Consider the following 18,078-nt stretch of genomic DNA (forward strand, 5'->3'; position numbering starts at 1 on the left):
CATCCCCGTCACCCCATTACGAGGACGCCTTATCATGAAGCAGTCTGCTGCCAAGACCCTCGGTGTCGCCGCCCTCGGTGCCGCCTTCGCCGCCGCCGGCGCGGGGGCGGCCACCGCGGCCCCCCAGCTCCCGGACACCGCGCAGACGGTGGACTCCGTCGCCCGCACCCTCCCCGCGGAGACCGTCTCCCAGGTGGCGCCCGGCGCGGGCAACGTGCTGGAGCAGGGCCGCAAGATCTCCGGCACCGGCCTCACCGCCGCGCAGCCGGTCGTCGAGCAGGTGGTCGCCGAGCAGCTCGCCGAGGGCCCGACCGAGCCGGTCGCCAAGCTGCTCGGCGGAGTGCCGCTGAAGGGGCTGCCCACCCAGGGCCTGCCGGTCAACGGCCTCCCGCTCGGCGGCTGACCCGCGCCTTCCCCGCGCGCCGAAGGGGCGCACCCGGTGCCGCCGGGTGCGCCCCTTCCGTGTACCCGAGGGGAGGTACGTCCCTCACCAGGCCGTGCGGGCGGCCTTCTCCTCGGACGGGAGCAGGATCCACAGGGCCAGATAGAGCAGGAACTGCGGGCCGGGCAGCAGGCAGGAGACCACGAAGATCACCCGCATCGTGCCGGTGGAGGTGCCGAAGCGCCGGGCCAGCGCGGCGCACACTCCGCCGATCATGCGGCCGTGGGTGGGGCGGGCGAGGCGGGACATCGCGGCTCCTTCGTGAGCGTGTGGACGGGGCTGCCCTCCGGCTTCCCCTTCATCTGCCCTCCACGCTACGGAGACGAACGGAATAAAGCGTCACTCTATGGTGCGATACCGACCCTGGGAATCGTCGGGGTCCGCCCCTGAGCGGGCTCCTCCCGGGGGGTGTCCTCCCGGCCCTCCCGCCGGAACCTGCGACGGAGCCGGGCCCGGCCCGCGGGGACGACGGCGAGGTGCGCGAGGGCCACGCCCACCGTGTTCAGCAGCACCGAGTCGATGTCGACGACCTGACCGGGCACCCCGGTCTGCAGCAGTTCGATGCCCAGCGACAGCAGGGCCCCCGCGGCCATGGTGCGCAGCAGGGAGGCCGGCGGCGAGACGGCCGGCCGCCCGCCGGCCATCGGCAGCAGGACACCGAGCGGTGCGAGCAGGGCGAGCGCCCCGCCCAGCGTCCGCACGGCCTGGGGCCGGCCCAGCGCCAGGTCGGCGCGGATCCCGGCGAGCGGCTGCACGTTGGGAGGAAGCACCCAGGGGACGTCCAGCGGCCGCAGCGTGTACCAGGCGACGAACGCGAGATGTGCGAGCAGGAGAACACCTCCTGTCACACGGATGCGGAGCACCGCGCTGCCGCCGAGGAACCCATGACGCTGCACGTCCCCCTAGACGCGGCCTTCGCCGCGCGTGGTTCCGGCCACCGGCACGCAGGGGTGAGGCTTGCGCCACATGGCCCCGGAGTACCCGGAGCCCGCCCGCGTCCCGTGCCGCGCGGCACCGTCCGTCAGTCGTCCGTGACCTCGGCGCCCGGCGGTTCGTTGCTGCCGGGCCGGGCCCGGACCTCGTCCGTACAGGCGTAGCGGCGGGTGGACCCGTCGGCCGGGCCGGCCAGGATGACGGAGCCGTCGCCCTCGGCCGCGGCGGAGTCGGAGAAGGTGCACACGACCTGGGCCAGTGCGTACGACGTGAGGTCGTCGGGGGCGGTGCTCAGGCGCAGGGTGTCCTCGGGGTCGCCGGAGCGCGGACCGGTCACGGTGATCCCGCGGCGTACGTCCGAGGTGTACCCGGCCTCCTTCTCCGCGGCCGACGGCTGTGCCGCCAGCTCGTCCAGCAGACCCTGGGCCACCAGCACCCGCCGCCCGGAGTCCGACGCGCCGTCCGGCACCCGCACCGTGCGGTCCACGGCCACCAGCGACGAGCGGCACAGCAGGAACACCTGCGCCGGCAGTCCGGCCGCGGCCCGCGTCGACCCGTCCGGGTCGGCGAGCGAGCAGCGCACCCGCGAGGGGGCGGGACCGTAGTCCGTGGGCACCTCCGTGGCGCGGATGCCGCATCCGGCCAGCAGCGCGGCCAGTACCACGAGCCCGGAGAGCGCCGGCAGACGGCGTACGGTCATCAGGCCCGTCCCTTCGCGTCCTGGTCCCTGCCCCTGCTCCCGTTTCCGGGGCCGCCCGCCGGGTCCTCGGCAGTCCCGGCGTCCTCGGCGTCCTCGTCGGCGGGCGGGGACGGGTCCTGCGGCAGCCGCAGCGTGAACACCGCACCGCCCTCGGGAGAGTTCTCGGCGGTGATCCCACCGCCGTGGATGTGCGCGTTCTCCATGGCGATGGACAGGCCGAGCCCGCTGCCCTCGGAACGCGGCCGGGAGGCGCTCGCCTTGTAGAAGCGGTCGAAGACGTGCGGCAGGACGTCCTCGGGGATGCCGGGCCCGTGGTCCCGCACCCGGATGACGATCTCGTCGTCCGCCCGCGCCACCGACACCCGGACCGGCGACCCGCCGTGCTTGAGCGCGTTGCCGATCAGGTTGGCCAGGATGACGTCCAGGCGGCGCGGGTCGAGGCGGGCGTGGATGCCGCGCTCGGCGTCCAGGTCGACGGCGTCCAGCCAGGCCCGGGCGTCGATGCAGGCGGTGATCTGGTCGGCGACGTCGACGTCGTCCAGGACCAGCCGCGCGGTGCCCGCGTCGAAGCGGGTGACCTCCATCAGGTTCTCCACGAGATCGTTCAGGCGCCGCGTCTCGCTGACCACCAGCCGTACGGCGGGCTCGATCATCGGGTCGAAGCCGCCGCTCTCGCCCTCGAACTCCAGCTCGTCCTCCAGCACCTCCGTCACCGCGGTGATGGCCGTCAGCGGGGTGCGCAGCTCATGGCTCATGTCCGCGACGAAGCGCCGGGAGGCCTGCTCCCGGCCGGCCATGTCCGCGACCCGCTTCTCCAGCGCCTCGGCGGCACTGTTGAACGTCCGTGACAGATCGGCCAGTTCGTCGGTGCCGGACACCCGCAGACGCGTGTCCAGCCTGCCCTCGCCCAGACGCCGCGCCGCGACCCCGAGCCGGTGCACGGGCTTGAGCACGGTCGTCGCCAGGGCCTGGGCGAGCAGCGCGGAACCGAGCAGGGCGAGAGCGGTGGCGATCCCCAGCGACCAGGCGAGCGAGTTCAGGTCCTTGGCCTCCGGTTCCAGCGACTTGAGCATGTAGCCGGTCGGTCCGCCGCCGATCACCCTGGTGCCGGCCACCAGGTACGGGGTGCCGTCGTCGGTGATCCGCTGCCAGTACAGGTGGTAGGGGTGCTCGTTGGCCGAGGTGACCTTCTGCTCCTTGTTCACCGCCGTGCGCAGCGACTCGGGCACGTCGGACAGCGCGAAACCGCCCAGGCCGCCGGAGCTGCCGTACACGGTCTCGCCGTCGGCGTTCTCGGCGACCAGCAGCACGCCGAACCGCTGACTGCTGTTGGCCATCTGCCCCGCGGTGTGCTGCAACTCGTCCTGCGTGGGGTGCTTCGGCAGCGCGCCCGCCCGGTTCTGCATCTCCTGCTCGAAACCGCGCAGCACGGCGTCCTGGGTGCGGGTGAGCACCGCCTCCCGGTTCAGCCAGTACGCGATGCCGGAAGCGGACACGGCGGCGGTGAGCGCGACCAGGCCGAAGACGAGGACCAGCCTGAGGCGCAGACTGGTGAAGCGCAGCCAGGACCAGACTCCCTTGCGAGCCGCGGCCCAACCGCGGGTACCCCCCTGGTGTTCCTTCGTCACTGAGGCGGATCCAGCCGGTAGCCGACACCCCGCACGGTACGGATCAGGGTCGGGGACGACGGCACGTCCTCGACCTTGGCGCGCAGCCGCTGCACGCACGCGTCCACCAGCCGGGAGTCACCGAGGTAGTCGTGCTCCCACACCAGCCGCAGCAACTGCTGCCGGGAGAGCGCCTGTCCCGGCCGGCGGCTCAGTTCGAGGAGCAGCCGCAGCTCGGTCGGCGTGAGCTGGAGGTCCTCGCCGTTCTTCGTCACGGTCATCGCCGAACGGTCGATGACCAGACTGCCGAAGCTCGCCGAGTCGGTGGACTCCCGCTCCCCGCGCCGCAGCACGGCGCGGATCCGGGCGTCCAGCACCCGGCCCTGGACGGGTTTGACGACGTAGTCGTCGGCGCCCGACTCGAGACCGACGACCACGTCGATGTCGTCGTTGCGCGCGGTCAGCAGGATGATCGGCAGCTGGTCGGTGCGCCGGATACGACGGCACACCTCGAAACCGTCGATGCCGGGCAGCATCACGTCCAGCACGATCAGGTCCGGCCGCTGCTCGCGCAACAGCTTCAGACCGTCCTCACCACTGGCAGCGGTGGTCACCCGGTGGCCCTGGCGGGTCAGGGAGAGCTCCAGGGCCGTACGGATGGCGTCGTCGTCCTCGATCAGCAACAGGGAAGGCACGCGCTCATTCTGGCCCATGGAGGGCTCACTGTTCGACCTGTGGGTGCGGATGAGGTCCGGCCACGCCGCCGGACCCTGTGAAGGAACGGTGGCGCAGCCGTGACGGACCCCTGTGACAGCTCTGTGACAGTCGGCGGACACGGCGATGAAGTCGCGGCGGCAAGCTTTTCGTCACGAGCAACACCGCAACACGGCGACACGCCAGGACGAGCAACACCGCAGCACGGCAGCACCGCAGGACGAGCAGCACAGGCGAGTCGCGGCGCGGCAGGCCGCAGTACGGCAGGCCGGACACCGGAAGTCCACGACGGGGGGCGCGAGATGAACACGCTGAAGGGCACCAACACCAGCGCAGTGGTCACGCGGCTGCACGACGTGCACGCACACCGGGGTTCCGAGAAGCCGGGTGCCGACGGGGGTCCCACCCGCGCGAGTGGGTTCGAGCGTGGGGGAGGCCGGTGCGCTCGCGGCACCGGGCGTCAGCACACCGCGTACATGACGGTGGTCGACGCGCACACGGGGGAAACGGGGAGCACGGGGGACCGGGGGGAGGCGCACGGGGGAACCGCGCACGGGGAGACTCCGGGGGAGCGCCGTTCGCTGCCGGAGACCGTGGACGCCGAAGCGGCGTTCACCGCCTACGTCCGGGAACGCCGCTCCGCCCTGTACGCGACCGCCTACCACCTGACAGGCGACCGCTTCGAGGCCGAGGACCTGCTGCAGAGCGCCCTGTTCTCGACGTACCGGGCGTGGGACCGGATCAGCGACAAGGCGGCGGTCGGCGGATACCTCCGCCGCACCATGACCAACCTGCACATCAGCGCCTGGCGGCGCCGCAAGCTCAACGAGTACCCGACCGAGGAACTGCCGGAGACGGTCGGCGACACGGACGCGATGCGCGGCACCGAGCTGCGTACGGTCCTGTGGCAGGCGCTGTCCCGGCTGCCCGAACTCCAGCGCACCATGCTGGTCCTGCGCTACTACGAGGGCCGTACGGACCCGGAGATCGCGGACATCCTCGGCATCAGTGTGGGCACGGTGAAGTCCAGCATCTGGCGGTCGCTCCGCCGGCTGCGCGAGGACGAGGTCCTCAGCTTCGGCCGTGACCAGGAGGACGCCTTCGGCGAACTGGTCGCCTGAAGGTACGGGCCGAGCGGTCGGGCCCGAGGGGGGTGGGGCCCGTGAAAAAAATTCGAGTCCGGGTGTATCACGGGGGGAAGCCCGGACTCTTACTCACGGGGAAGCACCACGGGGGAACAGCGGGGGACGGGGATCACGGGGGATCCACGGGGGAGTGGAAGGGGAGCGGGACTGGAGGGCCGGGGGGTCCGTCCAGTCCCGCTTCTCCGCGTGGGGCAGGCGTCAGGCGGCCGTACGCGCCGTGACGCACCGGCCCGCCGCCGCGGCGGCCAGGCGGCCCATCGCCTCGTCCCGGTCGCAGGCGTGGGCGCCCAGGGCCGTCTGCCGCGCGATGACCGACCGCTCCCGCCGCATCAGCCGCCAGCCCCTGCGCAACAGGAACGGAACCGACTTGCGGCCCTCGCGCAGGTCCCGCAGGAAGCGGCGGCGGAAGGTCGTCACCGGGCCCCGGTTCAGGCACAGCGCGTCGGCCAGCACACCCAGTTCCCGGCAGCGTGTCACCAGTTCGGCGGCGAAGATGCCCTCCGCGAGGAACAGCGCGGTCCCGCCGATGTCGACCGTGTCCACGCCGGTGCGGGCGCTCAGCGAGATGTCGTAGACGGGCACGTCCGTACGGCCCGTCCGGCACAGCTCCGCGATGGCGGCGACCGCCGCGTCCGCGTCCCACGACGTCGGGTGGTCCCAGTCGATGTCGGAACTCTGGGGCACCGTCGGCAGCGTCGGGTCGGTGCCCTCCTTGTAGAAGTCGTCGAGGCGCAGCACCGGCAGACCGGAGCGGGCGGCGAGGAGGGACTTGCCGGAGCCGGAGGGGCCGCAGAGCAGCACGACTCGCGTCGGTATGGGCGGATGGGAGCTCACGGAAGACCAGTCTGAGGCATCGAACGGCCGCCGTACGACCCCGCGGGTCGACTTTGAAGCACGCGTCACATGTCAACTACGCTGCGCGTCGACCCGATTACCTTCCGTCGTACTCTCGCGGTACTCCGAAGCACGAGGTGGCTCACCGATGGCCCGACACGCGTCCCCCAGTACCCCCACCGCCCAGCGCGCCCTGGTCCTCCTCGCGACCGCCGGGGTCGCCCTGGGCGCGGGAGCGGCCACGGCCTCCGCGGCCGACGGAGGCGAGACCATCGCCGGCCTGGCCCACACCCGCCCCACCTCGCTGGGCAACATCGATCCGCAGGCGGGCGTCCAGGCGGTGACCGGCATGGTCGGCTACGTCACCGGCCCGGTCGCCGACCTCAAGCCCAACCCGCTGGCCGGCACCGGCGTCGACCCGCTGGACAACGGCGTCGGCACGAAGGTGGCCGACTTCCAGCCCCTGACCTCGACGGCGCTCACGGGGCCGGTCGCACAGGCGCGGTCCCTCGGGGGTGTGCCGGTGCTGGGGCAGGTGACGGAGCTGCTGCGCTGACGCCCGGCTCTTCGGCGGCGGCAGACGAAGAGCCGCGCCTTCCCCGGACGGTGGGAGGGCGCGGCTCGCTCGTGGGTACGCCGAGTCCCGCGGCGGCTCAGTACGACGAACCCGAAGCGCCCAGCGCGCCCGTCGGGTGCCAGACCGTCTTCGTCTCCAGGAACGCCGTCATACGGTCGGTGCCCGGGGTCGCCGACCAGTCGACCCCGTCCACAGGCTGTGGACGCAGGACGCGCTTGAGGTTGTCCGCCGCCGCGATCTCCAGCTCCTTCGCCAGCTCCTCGTCGGCGCCCGTCAGGTCGATCGCGTTGACGTCCTGGTGGGCGGCGAGCGGGGCGGCGATCTCGGCCGTACGGCCGGACAGGATGTTGACCACGCCACCGGGGAGGTCGGAGGTGGCCAGGACCTCGCCGAGGGAGAGGGCGGGGAGCGGGGACTTCTGGCTCGCGATGACGACCGCCGTGTTGCCCGTCGCGATGACCGGGGCGACGACCGAGACCAGACCCAGGAAGGACGACTCCTGCGGGGCCAGGACGGTGACGACACCGGTCGGCTCCGGGGACGAGAGGTTGAAGAAGGGACCCGCGACCGGGTTGCCGCCGCCGACCACCTGGGCGATCTTGTCGGTCCAGCCCGCGTACCAGACCCAGCGGTCGATCGCGGCGTCCACCTGCGCCGCCGCCTTCGCCTTCGACAGGCCCTCCGCGTCGGCGACCTCCGCGACGTACTGGTCGCGCCGGCCCTCCAGCATCTCGGCGACGCGGTAGAGGATCTGACCGCGGTTGTACGCCGTCGCGCCGGACCAGCCGCCGAACGCCTTGCGCGCGGCGACCACCGCGTCCCGGGCGTCCTTGCGGGAGGCGAGCGGGGCGTTCGCCAGCCACCTGTTCTTCGAGTCGCTCACCTCGTACACCCGGCCGCTCTCGGAACGCGGGAACTTCCCGCCGACGTACAGCTTGTAGGTCTTCAGTACGGAAAGTCGTGCGTCAGACATCGAGGTACGCCTCCAGGCCGTGGCGGCCGCCCTCGCGGCCGAAGCCCGACTCCTTGTAGCCGCCGAACGGCGACGTCGGGTCGAACTTGTTGAACGTGTTGGACCAGATCACACCAGCGCGGAGCTTGTTCGCGACCGCCAGGATGCGCGAGCCCTTCTCCGTCCAGATGCCCGCCGACAGGCCGTACGGGGTGTTGTTGGCCTTGGCGACCGCCTCGTCCGGGGTGCGGAAGGTGAGGACGGACAGGACCGGGCCGAAGATCTCGTCCCGGGCGACGGTGTGCGCCTGGGTGACGTTGGTGAAGAGCGTCGGGGCGAACCAGTAGCCGCTGTCCGGGAGTACGCAGGCAGGGGACCAGCGCTCGGCGCCCTCCGCCTCGCCCTGGTCGGCCAGTGCGGTGATCCGGGCCAGCTGCTCGGCGGAGTTGATCGCGCCGATGTCGGTGTTCTTGTCCAGCGGGTCGCCCAGACGGAGGGTGGAGAGCCTGCGCTTGAGGGAGTCGAGCAGCTCGTCGTGGACCGACTCCTGGACCAGGAGGCGGGAGCCCGCGCAGCAGACCTGGCCCTGGTTGAAGAAGATGCCGTCGACGATGCCCTCGACGGCCTGGTCGACGGGGGCGTCGTCGAAGACGATGTTGGCGCCCTTGCCGCCCAGCTCAAGCGTCAGCTTCTTGCGGGTGCCCGCCACCGTGCGGGCGATCTGCTTGCCGACGGCCGTGGAGCCGGTGAAGGCGACCTTGTTCACGTCGGGGTGGGCGGTCAGCGCGGCACCGGCGCGGCCGTCACCGGTGATGATGTTGACGACGCCCCTGGGCAGACCCGCCTGACGGCAGATGTCCGCGAAGAAGAGGGCGGAGAGGGGGGTGGTCTCGGCGGGCTTGAGGACCACCGTGTTGCCCGTCGCCAGCGCCGGGGCGATCTTCCACGCCAGCATCAGGAGCGGGAAGTTCCAGGGGATGACCTGGCCCGCGACGCCGAGGGGGCGCGGGTTCGCGCCGTAGCCCGCGTGGTCGAGTTTGTCGGCCCAGCCCGCGTAGTAGAAGAAGTGCGCGGCGACCAGCGGGAGGTCCGCGTCGCGGGTCTCCCTGATCGGCTTGCCGTTGTCCAGGGTTTCCAGAACGGCGAGCTCGCGGCTGCGCTCCTGGATGATGCGGGCGATGCGGAAGAGGTACTTCGCGCGCTCCGGGCCGGGCAGCGCCGACCACTTCTCGAAGGCCTTGCGGGCGGCCTTGACGGCGCGGTCGACGTCGGCCTCGCCCGCCTCGGCCACCTCGGAGAGAACCTCCTCGGTGGACGGGGAGACCGTCTTGAAGACCTTGCCGTCGGCCGCCTCGGTGAACTCGCCGTCGACGAACAGGCCGTAGGACGGGGCGATGTCGACGACGGCGCGGGACTCGGGCGCCGGTGCGTACTCGAAAACAGGTGCCATGGTGATCAGTCCACCGTCACGTAGTCGGGGCCGGAGTAACGGCCGGTGGCCAGCTTCTGACGCTGCATCAGCAGGTCGTTCAGCAGCGAGGAGGCGCCGAAGCGGAACCAGTGGTTGTCCAGCCAGTCCTCGCCCGCGGTCTCGTTGACCAGGACCAGGAACTTGATCGCGTCCTTCGCGGTGCGGATGCCGCCGGCCGGCTTCACGCCGATCTGGACGCCGGTCTGCGCGCGGAAGTCGCGGACCGCCTCCAGCATCAGGAGGGTGTTGGCGGGCGTCGCGTTGACCGCGACCTTGCCCGTGGACGTCTTGATGAAGTCCGCCCCCGCCAGCATGCCGAGCCAGCTCGCACGGCGGATGTTGTCGTACGTCGACAGCTCGCCGGTCTCGAAGATGACCTTCAGGCGGGCGGCCGTTCCGCAGGCTTCCCGTACGGCGGTGATCTCGTCGTACACCTTCAGGTAGTGCCCCGCGAGGAACGCGCCGCGGTCGATGACCATGTCGACCTCGTCCGCGCCCGCCGTCACGGCCTCGCGCACGTCGGCCAGCTTGACGGCCAGCGAGGCGCGGCCCGCCGGGAACGCGGTGGCCACCGAGGCGACCTTCACGCCGGAGCCGGCGACGGCCTCCTTCGCGGCGGGCACCATGTCGGGGTAGACGCAGACGGCCGCCGTGGCGGGGGCCGTGCGGTCGGTCGGGTCGGGACGGACCGCCTTCGCGCCGAGCGCCCGGACCTTGCCCGGGGTGTCCGCGCCTTCCAGCGTCGTCAGGTCGACCATCGAGATGGCGAGGTCGAGGGCGTACGCCTTCGCGGTGGTCTTGATGGAACGGGTGCCGAGCGAGGCGGCGCGCGCCTCCAGGCCGACCGTGTCGACGCCGGGCAGCCCGTGGAGGAAGCGGCGCAGCGTGCTGTCGGACGCGGTGACGTCGGCGAGTCCGTGTGCGGCGGGTGCAGTGGTGGGCATGGTCACCAGGTGAGCATATCTACGCGCGTAGCGGTCTGTACAGCCCCGCGCGCCCGTCTGCCGTACCGGCACCGCCCGCGAGCGTCCGCCGCGCTGTCGGGCACAATCGGCAGCATGACGACCCCGGAGCCCCAGCCCTCTTCGCCGCAGCCGTCGGAACCCGTGTCCAGGGACCGGGTCTACCGGTCGCCCGCGGGCATCGCCGGAGGTGTCCTGGTGCTCGCCCTCGCCCTCTGGCTGGGCATCGACGCCCTGGTCGCGGGTGAGGGGAGCACCCCCTGGAAGGCGCTCGCGGCGCTGCTGTTCCTCGTGCCCCTCCTCGCCGCCTACACCGTGCGGCCCGCCGTCTTCGCGGGGGACGACCGGCTGCGCGTGCGCAATCCCTTCCGCGTGATCGTGCTGCCCTGGGCGCAGGTCGCCTCGTTCCGGTCCGCCTACTCCAACGAGGTCCTCGCCGAGTCCGGCGACAAGTACCAGCTGTGGGCCGTCCCCGTCTCGCTGCGCGGACGCAAGAGGGCCGCGCGGCGGGAGGACCGGCGGGTCTCCGGCCGCGGCCCGGGGCGCGCCCCGGGGCGCGGCAGTGCGCTCGGCGGCTTCGGACAGTTCGGCGGGCGGGGCGGGGGTGCCGGTTCCGCCGCCGTCGGGGCGGAGGGGCCCGTGCGGGCCGAGACCGACAAGATCATGGACGAGCTGCGCGAGCTGCTGGAGACGCGGAAGGACGCCGAGACCTCGAAGGGCGAGGTGACGGTGCGGTGGGCGTACGAGATCGTCGTGCCGGTGGTGGTCGGGGCGGTGGCGCTGGCGGTGCTGCTCGGGATCGGGTGAGCGTCGGGCTGGGGCTGGGGCTGGGGCTGGGGCTGGGGCTCGGGCTGGGCTGGGGGTGGGGGTGGGGGTGCGTCGTGCGGGGGGTGCGTCGTGTGCTTCGTCCGGGGGTGCGTCGTGCGGGGGTGCTGTCCGGAGGTGGGTTGGGCGGGTGTGCGCTGTCCGGGGTGCGTCGGGCGGTGTGCGTGTCCGGGGGTGCCCCTGAGCGGGCACCCCCGGTGGTGTCAGATGCCGGCCGCCGTCGACAGGTCGCGCTTGAGCGCCGTCAGCAGGTCGGTCGCCTTCGCCCGGGCCCCGGAGAGGGCGGCGTGCGTGGCGACCGGGACGACCACCTCCAGGTAGCACTTCAGCTTGGGCTCCGTACCGCTCGGGCGGACGATCACCCGGGCGCCGCCGAGCGTGTAGCGCAGGCCGTCCGTGGGCGGCAGCGTGTCCGTGCCCCGGGTGAGGTCCTCCGCCTTCGTGACCGGCAGGCCGGCCAGGGCCGTGGGGGGCTGTTCGCGCAGGCGGTGCATCGCGGCGGCGATCAGGGAGACGTCCTCGACGCGGACCGAGAGCTGGTCGGTGGCGTGCAGGCCGTGCTCCACCGCGAGATCGTCGAGGAGGTCGAGGAGGGTGCGGTTCTCCTCCTTGAGAGCGGAGGCCAGCTCCGTGATGAGGAGGGCCGCCGTGATCCCGTCCTTGTCGCGTACGCCCTCGGGGTCGACGCAGTAGCCGAGCGCCTCCTCGTAGCCGTAGCGGATGTTCTCCACGCGGGCGATCCACTTGAAGCCGGTGAGGGTCTCGACGTGGGGGACCTTCGCCTGCGCGGCGATGCGGCCGAGGAGGGAGGACGACACGATCGACTCCGCGAACGTGCCGTGCGCTCCGCGGGAGACCAGGTGGGCGGCGAGGAGGGCGCCGACCTCGTCGCCCCGGAGCATGCGCCAGGTCGTGCCGCCGGAGTCCTGGACGTCGACGGGCACCGCTACCGCCAGGCGGTCCGCGTCCGGGTCGTTGGCGATGACCAGGTCCGGGTTCGTCTCGCGGGCCTTCGCGAAGGCGAGGTCCATCGCGCCCGGCTCCTCCGGGTTGGGGAAGGCGACGGTGGGAAAGTCCGGGTCGGGCTCGGCCTGCTCGGCGACGAGGACGGGCCGCGGGAAGCCGGCCCGGGCGAAGGCGGCGAGGAGGGGGTCCCTGCCGACGCCGTGCATCGCGGTGTAGACGGTGCGGGCGGTGCGGGGTGAGCCCGGGGCGAGGACCGCGTCCGTGCGGGTGAGGTAGGCGTCGAGGACGGAGTCGTCCAGGGTCTGCCAGCCGGACTCGGGGCGGGCGACGTCGTGCAGTGAGCGCACGGCGTCGATCTCCGCGGCGATCCCCGCGTCTGCGGGGGGCACGATCTGGGAGCCGTCGCCGAGGTACACCTTGTAGCCGTTGTCGCGGGGCGGGTTGTGACTGGCGGTGACTTCCACTCCGGCCACGGCGCCGAGGTGCCTGATCGCGAAGGCGAGGACGGGGGTGGGAAGGGGGCGGGGGAGTACGGCCGCCCTGAGGCCGGCGCCGGTCATCACGGCGGCGGTGTCGCGCGCGAAGTCCTCGGACTTGTGGCGGGCGTCGTAACCGACGACGACGAGGCCGGCGGCGCCGTCGCCGTGGTGGGCGCCCTGCTTCTTCAGGTACGCGGCGAGTCCGGCGGCGGCCCGGATGACGACCGAGCGGTTCATGCGCATCGGGCCGGCGCCGAGTTCGCCCCGCAGGCCCGCGGTGCCGAACTGGAGGGTGCCGGAGAAACGTGCGGTGAGCTCGGCGCGGTCCTCGGCGTCGATGAGCCGGGAGAGTTCCGCGCGGGTGTCGGCGTCGGGGTCCTCGGCCAGCCATGCCTTGGCTCGTGCGAGGAGGTCGTCGTCGTCCTTCACGTCTTGCACGTCGGTCAGCCTCTCGGGTGTCGGTGATGTGGGAGGGGGGTGCCTGCGGCGGGTCTCGCCCGTGGTGTGGGGTGGGGGTGTCTGTAGTGGTTTCGCGGGTGGGGTCAGGTGGGGGTGCCCGCGGCGGCGGGTTTTGCGGGTGCGGTCAGGTGGGGGGGTGTCTGTGGCGGGTTTTGCGGGTGCGGTCAGGAGGGGATGCCTGCGGCGGTCTGTGCGGGTCCGGTGGGGGTGTCCGTTGCGCGGTGCGTTGTCTGTGGGGCGGGGCAGCCCCGGGGGGCCGTCCTCGGAACGGCGCGGCATCGGCCGGCCAGAGAAGTGGGCGGCGGCGGACGCGCCGTCCGCTGCGGGTGGACACTCCCGGACCGACCGTCCCCTTCCCGACGTACGCGGCTGCGGGGCGCCCGCCCCCGCCACGCTTCCCGCCGTAGGCGGCTGCGGGTCGGCGATCCTCCGGTGCCGCTTCTCGGCGTACGCGGCCGCGGGGCCCTCCTCCGTTGCCGCTTCCCGCCCTGCGGGGCTCGTCCCCGCCGCCCCGGCTGTGGGCAGCCGTACCGCTGGGCGGTGGGGAAGGGTGGCCGCGGCGGCACCCGGTCGGCGCCCCGCGCCCCGCGCGGCGCGGGCGCCGGACCGGCGGGCCGGTTACAGGCGTCCCAGCACCTGGGTCAGCAGTGCCCCCATCCGGGTCGCGGAGTCGCGGCCCGCCTGGAGGACCTCCTCGTGGTTGAGGGGCTCGCCCGTCATACCGGCGGCGAGGTTGGTGACCAGAGAGATGCCCAGGACCTCCGCGCCGGCCTCGCGGGCCGCGATCGCCTCCAGGACCGTCGACATGCCCACCAGGTCCGCGCCGATGACGCGGGCCATGCGGATCTCGGCCGGAGTCTCGTAGTGCGGGCCGGGGAACTGGGCGTAGACACCCTCCTCCAGCGTGGGGTCGACCTCCTTGCACAGGGCCCGCAGGCGCGGGGAGTACAGGTCGGTGAGGTCGACGAAGTTAGCGCCGACGATCGGGGAGGTCGCGGTGAGGTTGATGTGGTCGCTGATCAGGACCGGCAGGCCGGGGCGCATGCCCTCGCGCAGGCCGCCGCAGCCGTTGGTGAGGATGATCGTCTTGGCGCCGGCGGCGACCGCGGTGCGGACGCCGTGGGAGACGGCGGCGACGCCGTGGCCCTCGTAGTAGTGGGTGCGGCCCAGGAAGACCAGCGCGCGCTTGTCGCCGACGGAGTACGAGCGGATCTTGCCGCCGTGCCCTTCCACTGCGGGCCGGGGGAAGCCCGGCAGGTCGGTGACCTGGAGATCGGCCTCGGGGGCGCCCAGCGCGTCCACGGCCGGTGCCCAGCCGGAGCCCATCACGAGGGCGACGTCGTGGGTCTCGGCGCCGGTGAGTTCGCGCAGGCGGGCCGCGGCGGCGTCGGCGGCGGCGTAGGGGTCGCCCTGGATGTCGTCCGGAAGAAGAGATGCGTTCACGCCGAAGAGGGTATCCGGTTTACGCCTACGCGCGTAGATGACAGAGGTCACGGGATGGTGATTGTTGGGTTGGAGGATCTGACAGGAGTGGCCTCAGCAAGGGCGCTTGCGGAGTTCCATCACGTAGTCGTGAGGAGCGCCCGCCGATTCGGCGGCGTCGGCGACCTCGCCCAGGTAGCGGGCGGAGGGCAGGCCGCCCTCGTAGGCGTTCAGGACGTAGGTCCAGGCGTTCTCCTCGCCCTCCAGGGTGTGGGCGCGCACGCGGGCGCGACGGTAGATGTCCATGCCCGCGCCCTCCCAGCGGTCGAGGGATTCCTCGTCCATCGGGGCGATGTCGTACAGCGCCACGAAGACCTGCGAGATCGGGTCCTCGACCAGGGTCGCGAGCGCGCCCTCCCAGCCCATGTGCTCGCCCCCGAAGGTCAGCCGCCACCCGTTCAGCCAGCCGGTGGCGCGCAGCGGCGAGTGCGGGGCGCGGCGGGTCATCAACCGCGCGTCGAGGTTGCCGGCATACGCGGCGTAGAGCGACATGAGGGGAAGGGTACGGCAGGGTTGTCGGGCATCGCTGTCGTAACAGTGGTGCCCCCGGGCGGCTCCATGTCGAAGGGTGCGGGACAATGGAGTACGTGACTCGGATCGTGATCATTGGTGGCGGACCCGGCGGATACGAAGCGGCGCTGGTGGCCGCTCAACTCGGCGCGGAGGTGACCGTCGTCGACTGCGACGGGTTGGGCGGGGCGTCGGTGCTGACCGACTGCGTGCCGTCCAAGACTCTGATCGCCACGGCCGAGGTGATGACCACCTTCGACTCGTCGTACGAAGAGCTGGGCATCATCGTCGCCGACGACACGCCGCCCATGGAGCAGGCCGCCCGGGTGGTGGGTGTCGATCTCGGCAAGGTCAACCGGCGGGTGAAGCGGCTCGCGCTGGCGCAGTCGCACGACATCACCGCCTCCGTCACGCGGGCCGGCGCGCGGGTCATGCGCGGGCGCGGACGACTGGAGGGGATGCAGGGTCTCGACGGGTCGCGGAAGGTCGTGGTGCGGGCCGCCGACGGGAGCGAGGAGACCCTCACCGCGGACGCGGTGCTCATCGCGACCGGTGGGCATCCGCGGGAGCTGCCGGACGCGCGGCCCGACGGTGAGCGCATCCTGAACTGGACCCAGGTGTACGACCTGGACGAGCTGCCCGAGGAGCTGATCGTGGTCGGCTCGGGTGTCACCGGTGCCGAGTTCGCCGGTGCCTATCAGGCCCTGGGGTCGCGTGTGACGCTCGTGTCGTCGCGGGACCGGGTGCTGCCCGGTGAGGACCCGGACGCGGCGGCCGTGCTGGAGGACGTCTTCCGGCGGCGTGGCATGAACGTCATGTCCCGGTCCCGGGCCCAGTCCGCCAAACGGGTGGGCGACCGGGTCGAGGTGACGCTGTCGGACGGGCGGGTGATCACCGGGTCGCACTGCCTGGTGGCCGTCGGCGCCATTCCCAACACCGAGGGGATGGGTCTCGAAGAGGCCGGGGTCAGGCTCAAGGACTCCGGGCACATCCGGACCGACCGGGTCTCGCGGACCTCGGCGCCCGGTGTGTACGCCGCCGGTGATGTCACCGGCGTCTTCGCGCTGGCTTCGGTGGCGGCGATGCAGGGGCGGATCGCCATGTACCACTTCCTCGGGGACGCGGTCACTCCGCTGAACCTCAAGACCGTCTCCGCCAACGTCTTCACCGACCCCGAGATCGCCACCGTCGGCTACTCGCAGGCCGACGTCGACGCCGGCAAGATCGACGCCCGGGTGGTGAAGCTGCCGCTGCTGCGCAACCCGCGCGCCAAGATGCAGGGCATCCGGGACGGTTTCGTCAAGATCTTCTGCCGGCCCGGTACCGAGATCGTGGTGGGCGGTGTCGTGGTGGCCCCGCGCGCCTCGGAGCTCATCCATCCCATCTCGATCGCGGTCGACAACAACCTGACGGTCGAGCAGATCGCCAACGCCTTCACCGTGTACCCCTCGCTCTCGGGATCGATCGCCGAGGTGGCGCGGCAGTTGCACACGCGGAAGGCCGGTGGCGAGGGCTAGCCGTCGTGGCGCCCCCGGCCCCGCCCCCGATCCCGGCCCCGCCCCCGATCCCGGCCCCGGCCGGAAACGACTCCCCGCTGGTCACGGGGAGTTGCGGAGCGTGCGTACGGCATAGGCGGCCGGACTAGGCGCGTATACCACTTCCGGTGCTGGCCTGCGAACAACTTCTGTTATTCGGCGCATACTGCTGAAAGCAGACGGTCGTTGGGGTTACTGTCAGTTTCGTGTTCGCTGCAGAACGTCGCCAATTGATCCTCGAAATGGTGCGAGCGAACGGGGCCGTGTCGCTCCGTGAGCTCGCCCGCGTCGTCCAGACCTCCGAAGTGACCGTACGGCGGGACGTGCGCGCACTGGAGGCAGAAGGACTCCTCGACCGCCGGCACGGCGGTGCGGTATTGCCGGGCGGATTCACGCGAGAGTCCGGCTTCCCGCAGAAGTCCCATCTCGCGACCGCCGAGAAGACGGCCATCGCCGATCTCGCCGCGGGTTTCGTCGAAGAGGGCGAGGCCATCGTGGTGGGGGCCGGGACCACCACGCAGGAGCTGGCGCGCCGGCTCGCGCGGGTGCCCGGGCTGACCGTCGTCACCAACTCGCTGCTCGTGGCCCAGGCCCTCGCCCACGCCAACCGGGTCGAGGTCGTGATGACCGGCGGCACGCTGCGGGGGTCCAACTACGCCCTCGTCGGGTCGGGTGCCGAGCAGTCCCTGCAAGGGCTGCGGGTGTCCAAGGCGTTCCTGTCCGGGAGCGGGCTGACGGCCGAGCGGGGGCTGTCCACCTCCAACATGCTCTCGGCATCCGTCGACCGTGCGCTGGTGCAGGCCGCCGCCGAGGTCGTCGTCCTCGCCGACCACTCCAAGCTGGGTACGGACACCATGTTCCAGACCGTGCCCACGGACGTCATCACCCGCCTGGTCACCGACGAGTCGCCGGCCCACGACGACCGCGCCGCCACCGAACTCCAGGCCCTGGCCGACCAGGGCGTGCAGATCGCCGTGGCCGGGGCGTCAGGGGGCGCGGCGAACGGCACCGGGGCGCCGGGGGGCTCGGGGGGTGATTCCGTCCCGGCGCGTCAGCAGCGCCGGGACGTGCCGCTTCCGGGGCCGCGCCGTCAGGTTCCGGGCGCGGCGGCGGGGCTGCGGTCGGCCACCGCCCTGGGCGAGCAGAACGGCGGGGCGGAACGGGCGCGGGTCGCCGACATGCGCCGCCGCTAGCCGTCGTACGCGCCGCCCGGACTGCCGTTCTACGCTCCGCGTCGGCGCTGGTCGTCGTACGGTCCGCGTCGGCTGTGGCCGGTCGTCGCAGCGCGGTGACGGTCGTCTCTCCCGTGTGATGACGGGGGCGTCCGGCGGACCGTTCACTGCGGTCCGCCGGGCGCCCCCGTCATGTCGTGCGGGTGTCCTCAGTCCGTGATGTCGCAGATGGTGGCGCCGGAGGTGAGGGACGCGCCGATGTGTGCGTCGAGGCCCTTGATGGTGCCGGACTTGTGGGCGTTGAGGGGTTGTT

General features: G+C 72.4%; 18 protein-coding genes. 6 read left to right on the forward strand and 12 right to left on the reverse strand.

Annotated elements, in window-relative coordinates:
- Positions 1 to 34: 34 nt before the first annotated feature.
- Positions 35 to 403, forward strand: coding sequence for an ATP-binding protein (locus ACGFYH_RS33740; RefSeq protein WP_393806980.1), 369 nt, complete (start codon positions 35 to 37; stop codon positions 401 to 403).
- Between the two features lie 84 nt (positions 404 to 487).
- On the opposite strand, the gene ACGFYH_RS33745 is transcribed toward ACGFYH_RS33740, so the two are convergent.
- The 5 genes from ACGFYH_RS33745 to afsQ1 all read right to left on the reverse strand — a co-directional run bounded on the left by ACGFYH_RS33745 (position 488) and on the right by afsQ1 (position 4,377).
- Positions 488 to 691 carry a PspC domain-containing protein gene (locus tag ACGFYH_RS33745; RefSeq protein ID WP_360843627.1) on the reverse strand — a complete coding sequence of 68 codons (204 nt, stop codon included), beginning with the start codon at positions 689 to 691 and terminating at the stop codon, positions 488 to 490.
- A 95-nt stretch (positions 692 to 786) separates the two neighbouring features.
- On the reverse strand, positions 787 to 1,338 hold the full coding sequence (locus tag ACGFYH_RS33750; protein ID WP_393806981.1) for a VanZ family protein: 552 nt from the start codon (positions 1,336 to 1,338) through the stop codon (positions 787 to 789).
- A 125-nt stretch (positions 1,339 to 1,463) separates the two neighbouring features.
- On the reverse strand, positions 1,464 to 2,075 hold the full coding sequence (locus tag ACGFYH_RS33755; RefSeq protein ID WP_393806982.1) for a hypothetical protein: 612 nt from the start codon (positions 2,073 to 2,075) through the stop codon (positions 1,464 to 1,466).
- Positions 2,075 to 3,703 carry an ATP-binding protein gene (locus tag ACGFYH_RS33760; RefSeq protein WP_393806983.1) on the reverse strand — a complete coding sequence of 543 codons (1,629 nt, stop codon included), beginning with the start codon at positions 3,701 to 3,703 and terminating at the stop codon, positions 2,075 to 2,077. Before ACGFYH_RS33760 ends, ACGFYH_RS33755 begins: the two co-directional genes overlap by 1 nt.
- Positions 3,700 to 4,377 carry a two-component system response regulator AfsQ1 gene (gene afsQ1 / locus ACGFYH_RS33765; protein WP_393806984.1) on the reverse strand — a complete coding sequence of 226 codons (678 nt, stop codon included), beginning with the start codon at positions 4,375 to 4,377 and terminating at the stop codon, positions 3,700 to 3,702. Before afsQ1 ends, ACGFYH_RS33760 begins: the two co-directional genes overlap by 4 nt.
- A gap of 321 nt (positions 4,378 to 4,698) precedes the next feature.
- On the opposite strand from afsQ1, the gene ACGFYH_RS33770 reads away from it, so the two are divergent.
- Positions 4,699 to 5,517: a SigE family RNA polymerase sigma factor gene (locus ACGFYH_RS33770; RefSeq protein ID WP_393806985.1), complete on the forward strand. Its 819-nt coding sequence runs from the start codon at positions 4,699 to 4,701 to the stop codon at positions 5,515 to 5,517.
- Positions 5,518 to 5,739: 222 nt separating this feature from the next.
- Here ACGFYH_RS33770 and ACGFYH_RS33775 read toward each other — a convergent pair whose 3' ends face one another.
- A complete protein-coding gene (locus tag ACGFYH_RS33775; protein ID WP_393806997.1) occupies positions 5,740 to 6,342 on the reverse strand; it encodes a uridine kinase in 603 nt (200 codons plus the stop codon).
- Positions 6,343 to 6,523: 181 nt separating this feature from the next.
- On the opposite strand from ACGFYH_RS33775, the gene ACGFYH_RS33780 reads away from it, so the two are divergent.
- Positions 6,524 to 6,931 (forward strand): hypothetical protein, encoded by a 408-nt coding sequence (locus ACGFYH_RS33780; RefSeq protein ID WP_393806986.1) that lies wholly within the window; start codon positions 6,524 to 6,526, stop codon positions 6,929 to 6,931.
- Positions 6,932 to 7,028: 97 nt separating this feature from the next.
- Here ACGFYH_RS33780 and ACGFYH_RS33785 read toward each other — a convergent pair whose 3' ends face one another.
- From ACGFYH_RS33785 to deoC, 3 genes are read right to left on the reverse strand one after another with little or no spacing between them, the layout of a single operon-like run.
- Entirely contained in the window at positions 7,029 to 7,925 is an 897-nt protein-coding gene (locus ACGFYH_RS33785; protein ID WP_393806987.1) for an aldehyde dehydrogenase family protein, read from the reverse strand.
- The gene (locus ACGFYH_RS33790) at positions 7,918 to 9,354 is read right to left on the reverse strand and encodes an aldehyde dehydrogenase family protein (RefSeq protein WP_393806988.1); all 1,437 of its coding nucleotides are present in this window, start codon (positions 9,352 to 9,354) and stop codon (positions 7,918 to 7,920) included. Before ACGFYH_RS33790 ends, ACGFYH_RS33785 begins: the two co-directional genes overlap by 8 nt.
- A gap of 5 nt (positions 9,355 to 9,359) precedes the next feature.
- Complete coding sequence (gene deoC, locus ACGFYH_RS33795) at positions 9,360 to 10,319, reverse strand: deoxyribose-phosphate aldolase (protein ID WP_393806989.1); 960 nt, start codon at positions 10,317 to 10,319, stop codon at positions 9,360 to 9,362.
- 114 nt (positions 10,320 to 10,433) lie between these two features.
- On the opposite strand from deoC, the gene ACGFYH_RS33800 reads away from it, so the two are divergent.
- Positions 10,434 to 11,144, forward strand: coding sequence for a PH domain-containing protein (locus ACGFYH_RS33800; protein WP_393806990.1), 711 nt, complete (start codon positions 10,434 to 10,436; stop codon positions 11,142 to 11,144).
- 221 nt (positions 11,145 to 11,365) lie between these two features.
- On the opposite strand, the gene ACGFYH_RS33805 is transcribed toward ACGFYH_RS33800, so the two are convergent.
- From ACGFYH_RS33805 to ACGFYH_RS33815, 3 genes are all read right to left on the reverse strand, one after another.
- On the reverse strand, positions 11,366 to 13,045 hold the full coding sequence (locus ACGFYH_RS33805) for a phospho-sugar mutase (RefSeq protein ID WP_393806991.1): 1,680 nt from the start codon (positions 13,043 to 13,045) through the stop codon (positions 11,366 to 11,368).
- A 639-nt stretch (positions 13,046 to 13,684) separates the two neighbouring features.
- Positions 13,685 to 14,509, reverse strand: coding sequence for a purine-nucleoside phosphorylase (locus tag ACGFYH_RS33810; protein WP_393806992.1), 825 nt, complete (start codon positions 14,507 to 14,509; stop codon positions 13,685 to 13,687).
- Between the two features lie 93 nt (positions 14,510 to 14,602).
- Positions 14,603 to 15,040, reverse strand: coding sequence for a gamma-glutamylcyclotransferase (locus ACGFYH_RS33815; RefSeq protein ID WP_393806993.1), 438 nt, complete (start codon positions 15,038 to 15,040; stop codon positions 14,603 to 14,605).
- Positions 15,041 to 15,126: 86 nt separating this feature from the next.
- On the opposite strand from ACGFYH_RS33815, the gene ACGFYH_RS33820 reads away from it, so the two are divergent.
- Positions 15,127 to 16,575: an NAD(P)H-quinone dehydrogenase gene (locus ACGFYH_RS33820; protein ID WP_393806994.1), complete on the forward strand. Its 1,449-nt coding sequence runs from the start codon at positions 15,127 to 15,129 to the stop codon at positions 16,573 to 16,575.
- A gap of 224 nt (positions 16,576 to 16,799) precedes the next feature.
- Complete coding sequence (locus ACGFYH_RS33825) at positions 16,800 to 17,786, forward strand: DeoR/GlpR family DNA-binding transcription regulator (RefSeq protein ID WP_393806995.1); 987 nt, start codon at positions 16,800 to 16,802, stop codon at positions 17,784 to 17,786.
- Positions 17,787 to 18,078: the final 292 nt, after the last annotated feature.

The organism is Streptomyces sp. NPDC048392, assembly GCF_043200575.1.
In the GTDB taxonomy this organism is placed as follows: Bacteria; Actinomycetota; Actinomycetes; order Streptomycetales; family Streptomycetaceae; genus Streptomyces.

Excerpts from the sequence above, each read along its gene's own strand:
- ACGFYH_RS33770 (WP_393806985.1), top strand. The coding sequence starts at position 4,699 with ATGAACACGCTGAAGGGCACCAACACCAGCGCAGTGGTCACGCGGCTG.
- deoC (WP_393806989.1), bottom strand. The coding sequence starts at position 10,319 with ATGCCCACCACTGCACCCGCCGCACACGGACTCGCCGACGTCACCGCG.
- ACGFYH_RS33745 (WP_360843627.1), bottom strand. The coding sequence starts at position 691 with ATGTCCCGCCTCGCCCGCCCCACCCACGGCCGCATGATCGGCGGAGTG.
- ACGFYH_RS33740 (WP_393806980.1), top strand. The coding sequence starts at position 35 with ATGAAGCAGTCTGCTGCCAAGACCCTCGGTGTCGCCGCCCTCGGTGCC.
- ACGFYH_RS33820 (WP_393806994.1), top strand. The coding sequence starts at position 15,127 with ATGGAGTACGTGACTCGGATCGTGATCATTGGTGGCGGACCCGGCGGA.
- ACGFYH_RS33800 (WP_393806990.1), top strand. The coding sequence starts at position 10,434 with ATGACGACCCCGGAGCCCCAGCCCTCTTCGCCGCAGCCGTCGGAACCC.
- ACGFYH_RS33815 (WP_393806993.1), bottom strand. The coding sequence starts at position 15,040 with ATGTCGCTCTACGCCGCGTATGCCGGCAACCTCGACGCGCGGTTGATG.
- ACGFYH_RS33785 (WP_393806987.1), bottom strand. The coding sequence starts at position 7,925 with ATGTCTGACGCACGACTTTCCGTACTGAAGACCTACAAGCTGTACGTC.
- ACGFYH_RS33790 (WP_393806988.1), bottom strand. The coding sequence starts at position 9,354 with ATGGCACCTGTTTTCGAGTACGCACCGGCGCCCGAGTCCCGCGCCGTC.
- ACGFYH_RS33780 (WP_393806986.1), top strand. The coding sequence starts at position 6,524 with ATGGCCCGACACGCGTCCCCCAGTACCCCCACCGCCCAGCGCGCCCTG.
- ACGFYH_RS33755 (WP_393806982.1), bottom strand. The coding sequence starts at position 2,075 with ATGACCGTACGCCGTCTGCCGGCGCTCTCCGGGCTCGTGGTACTGGCC.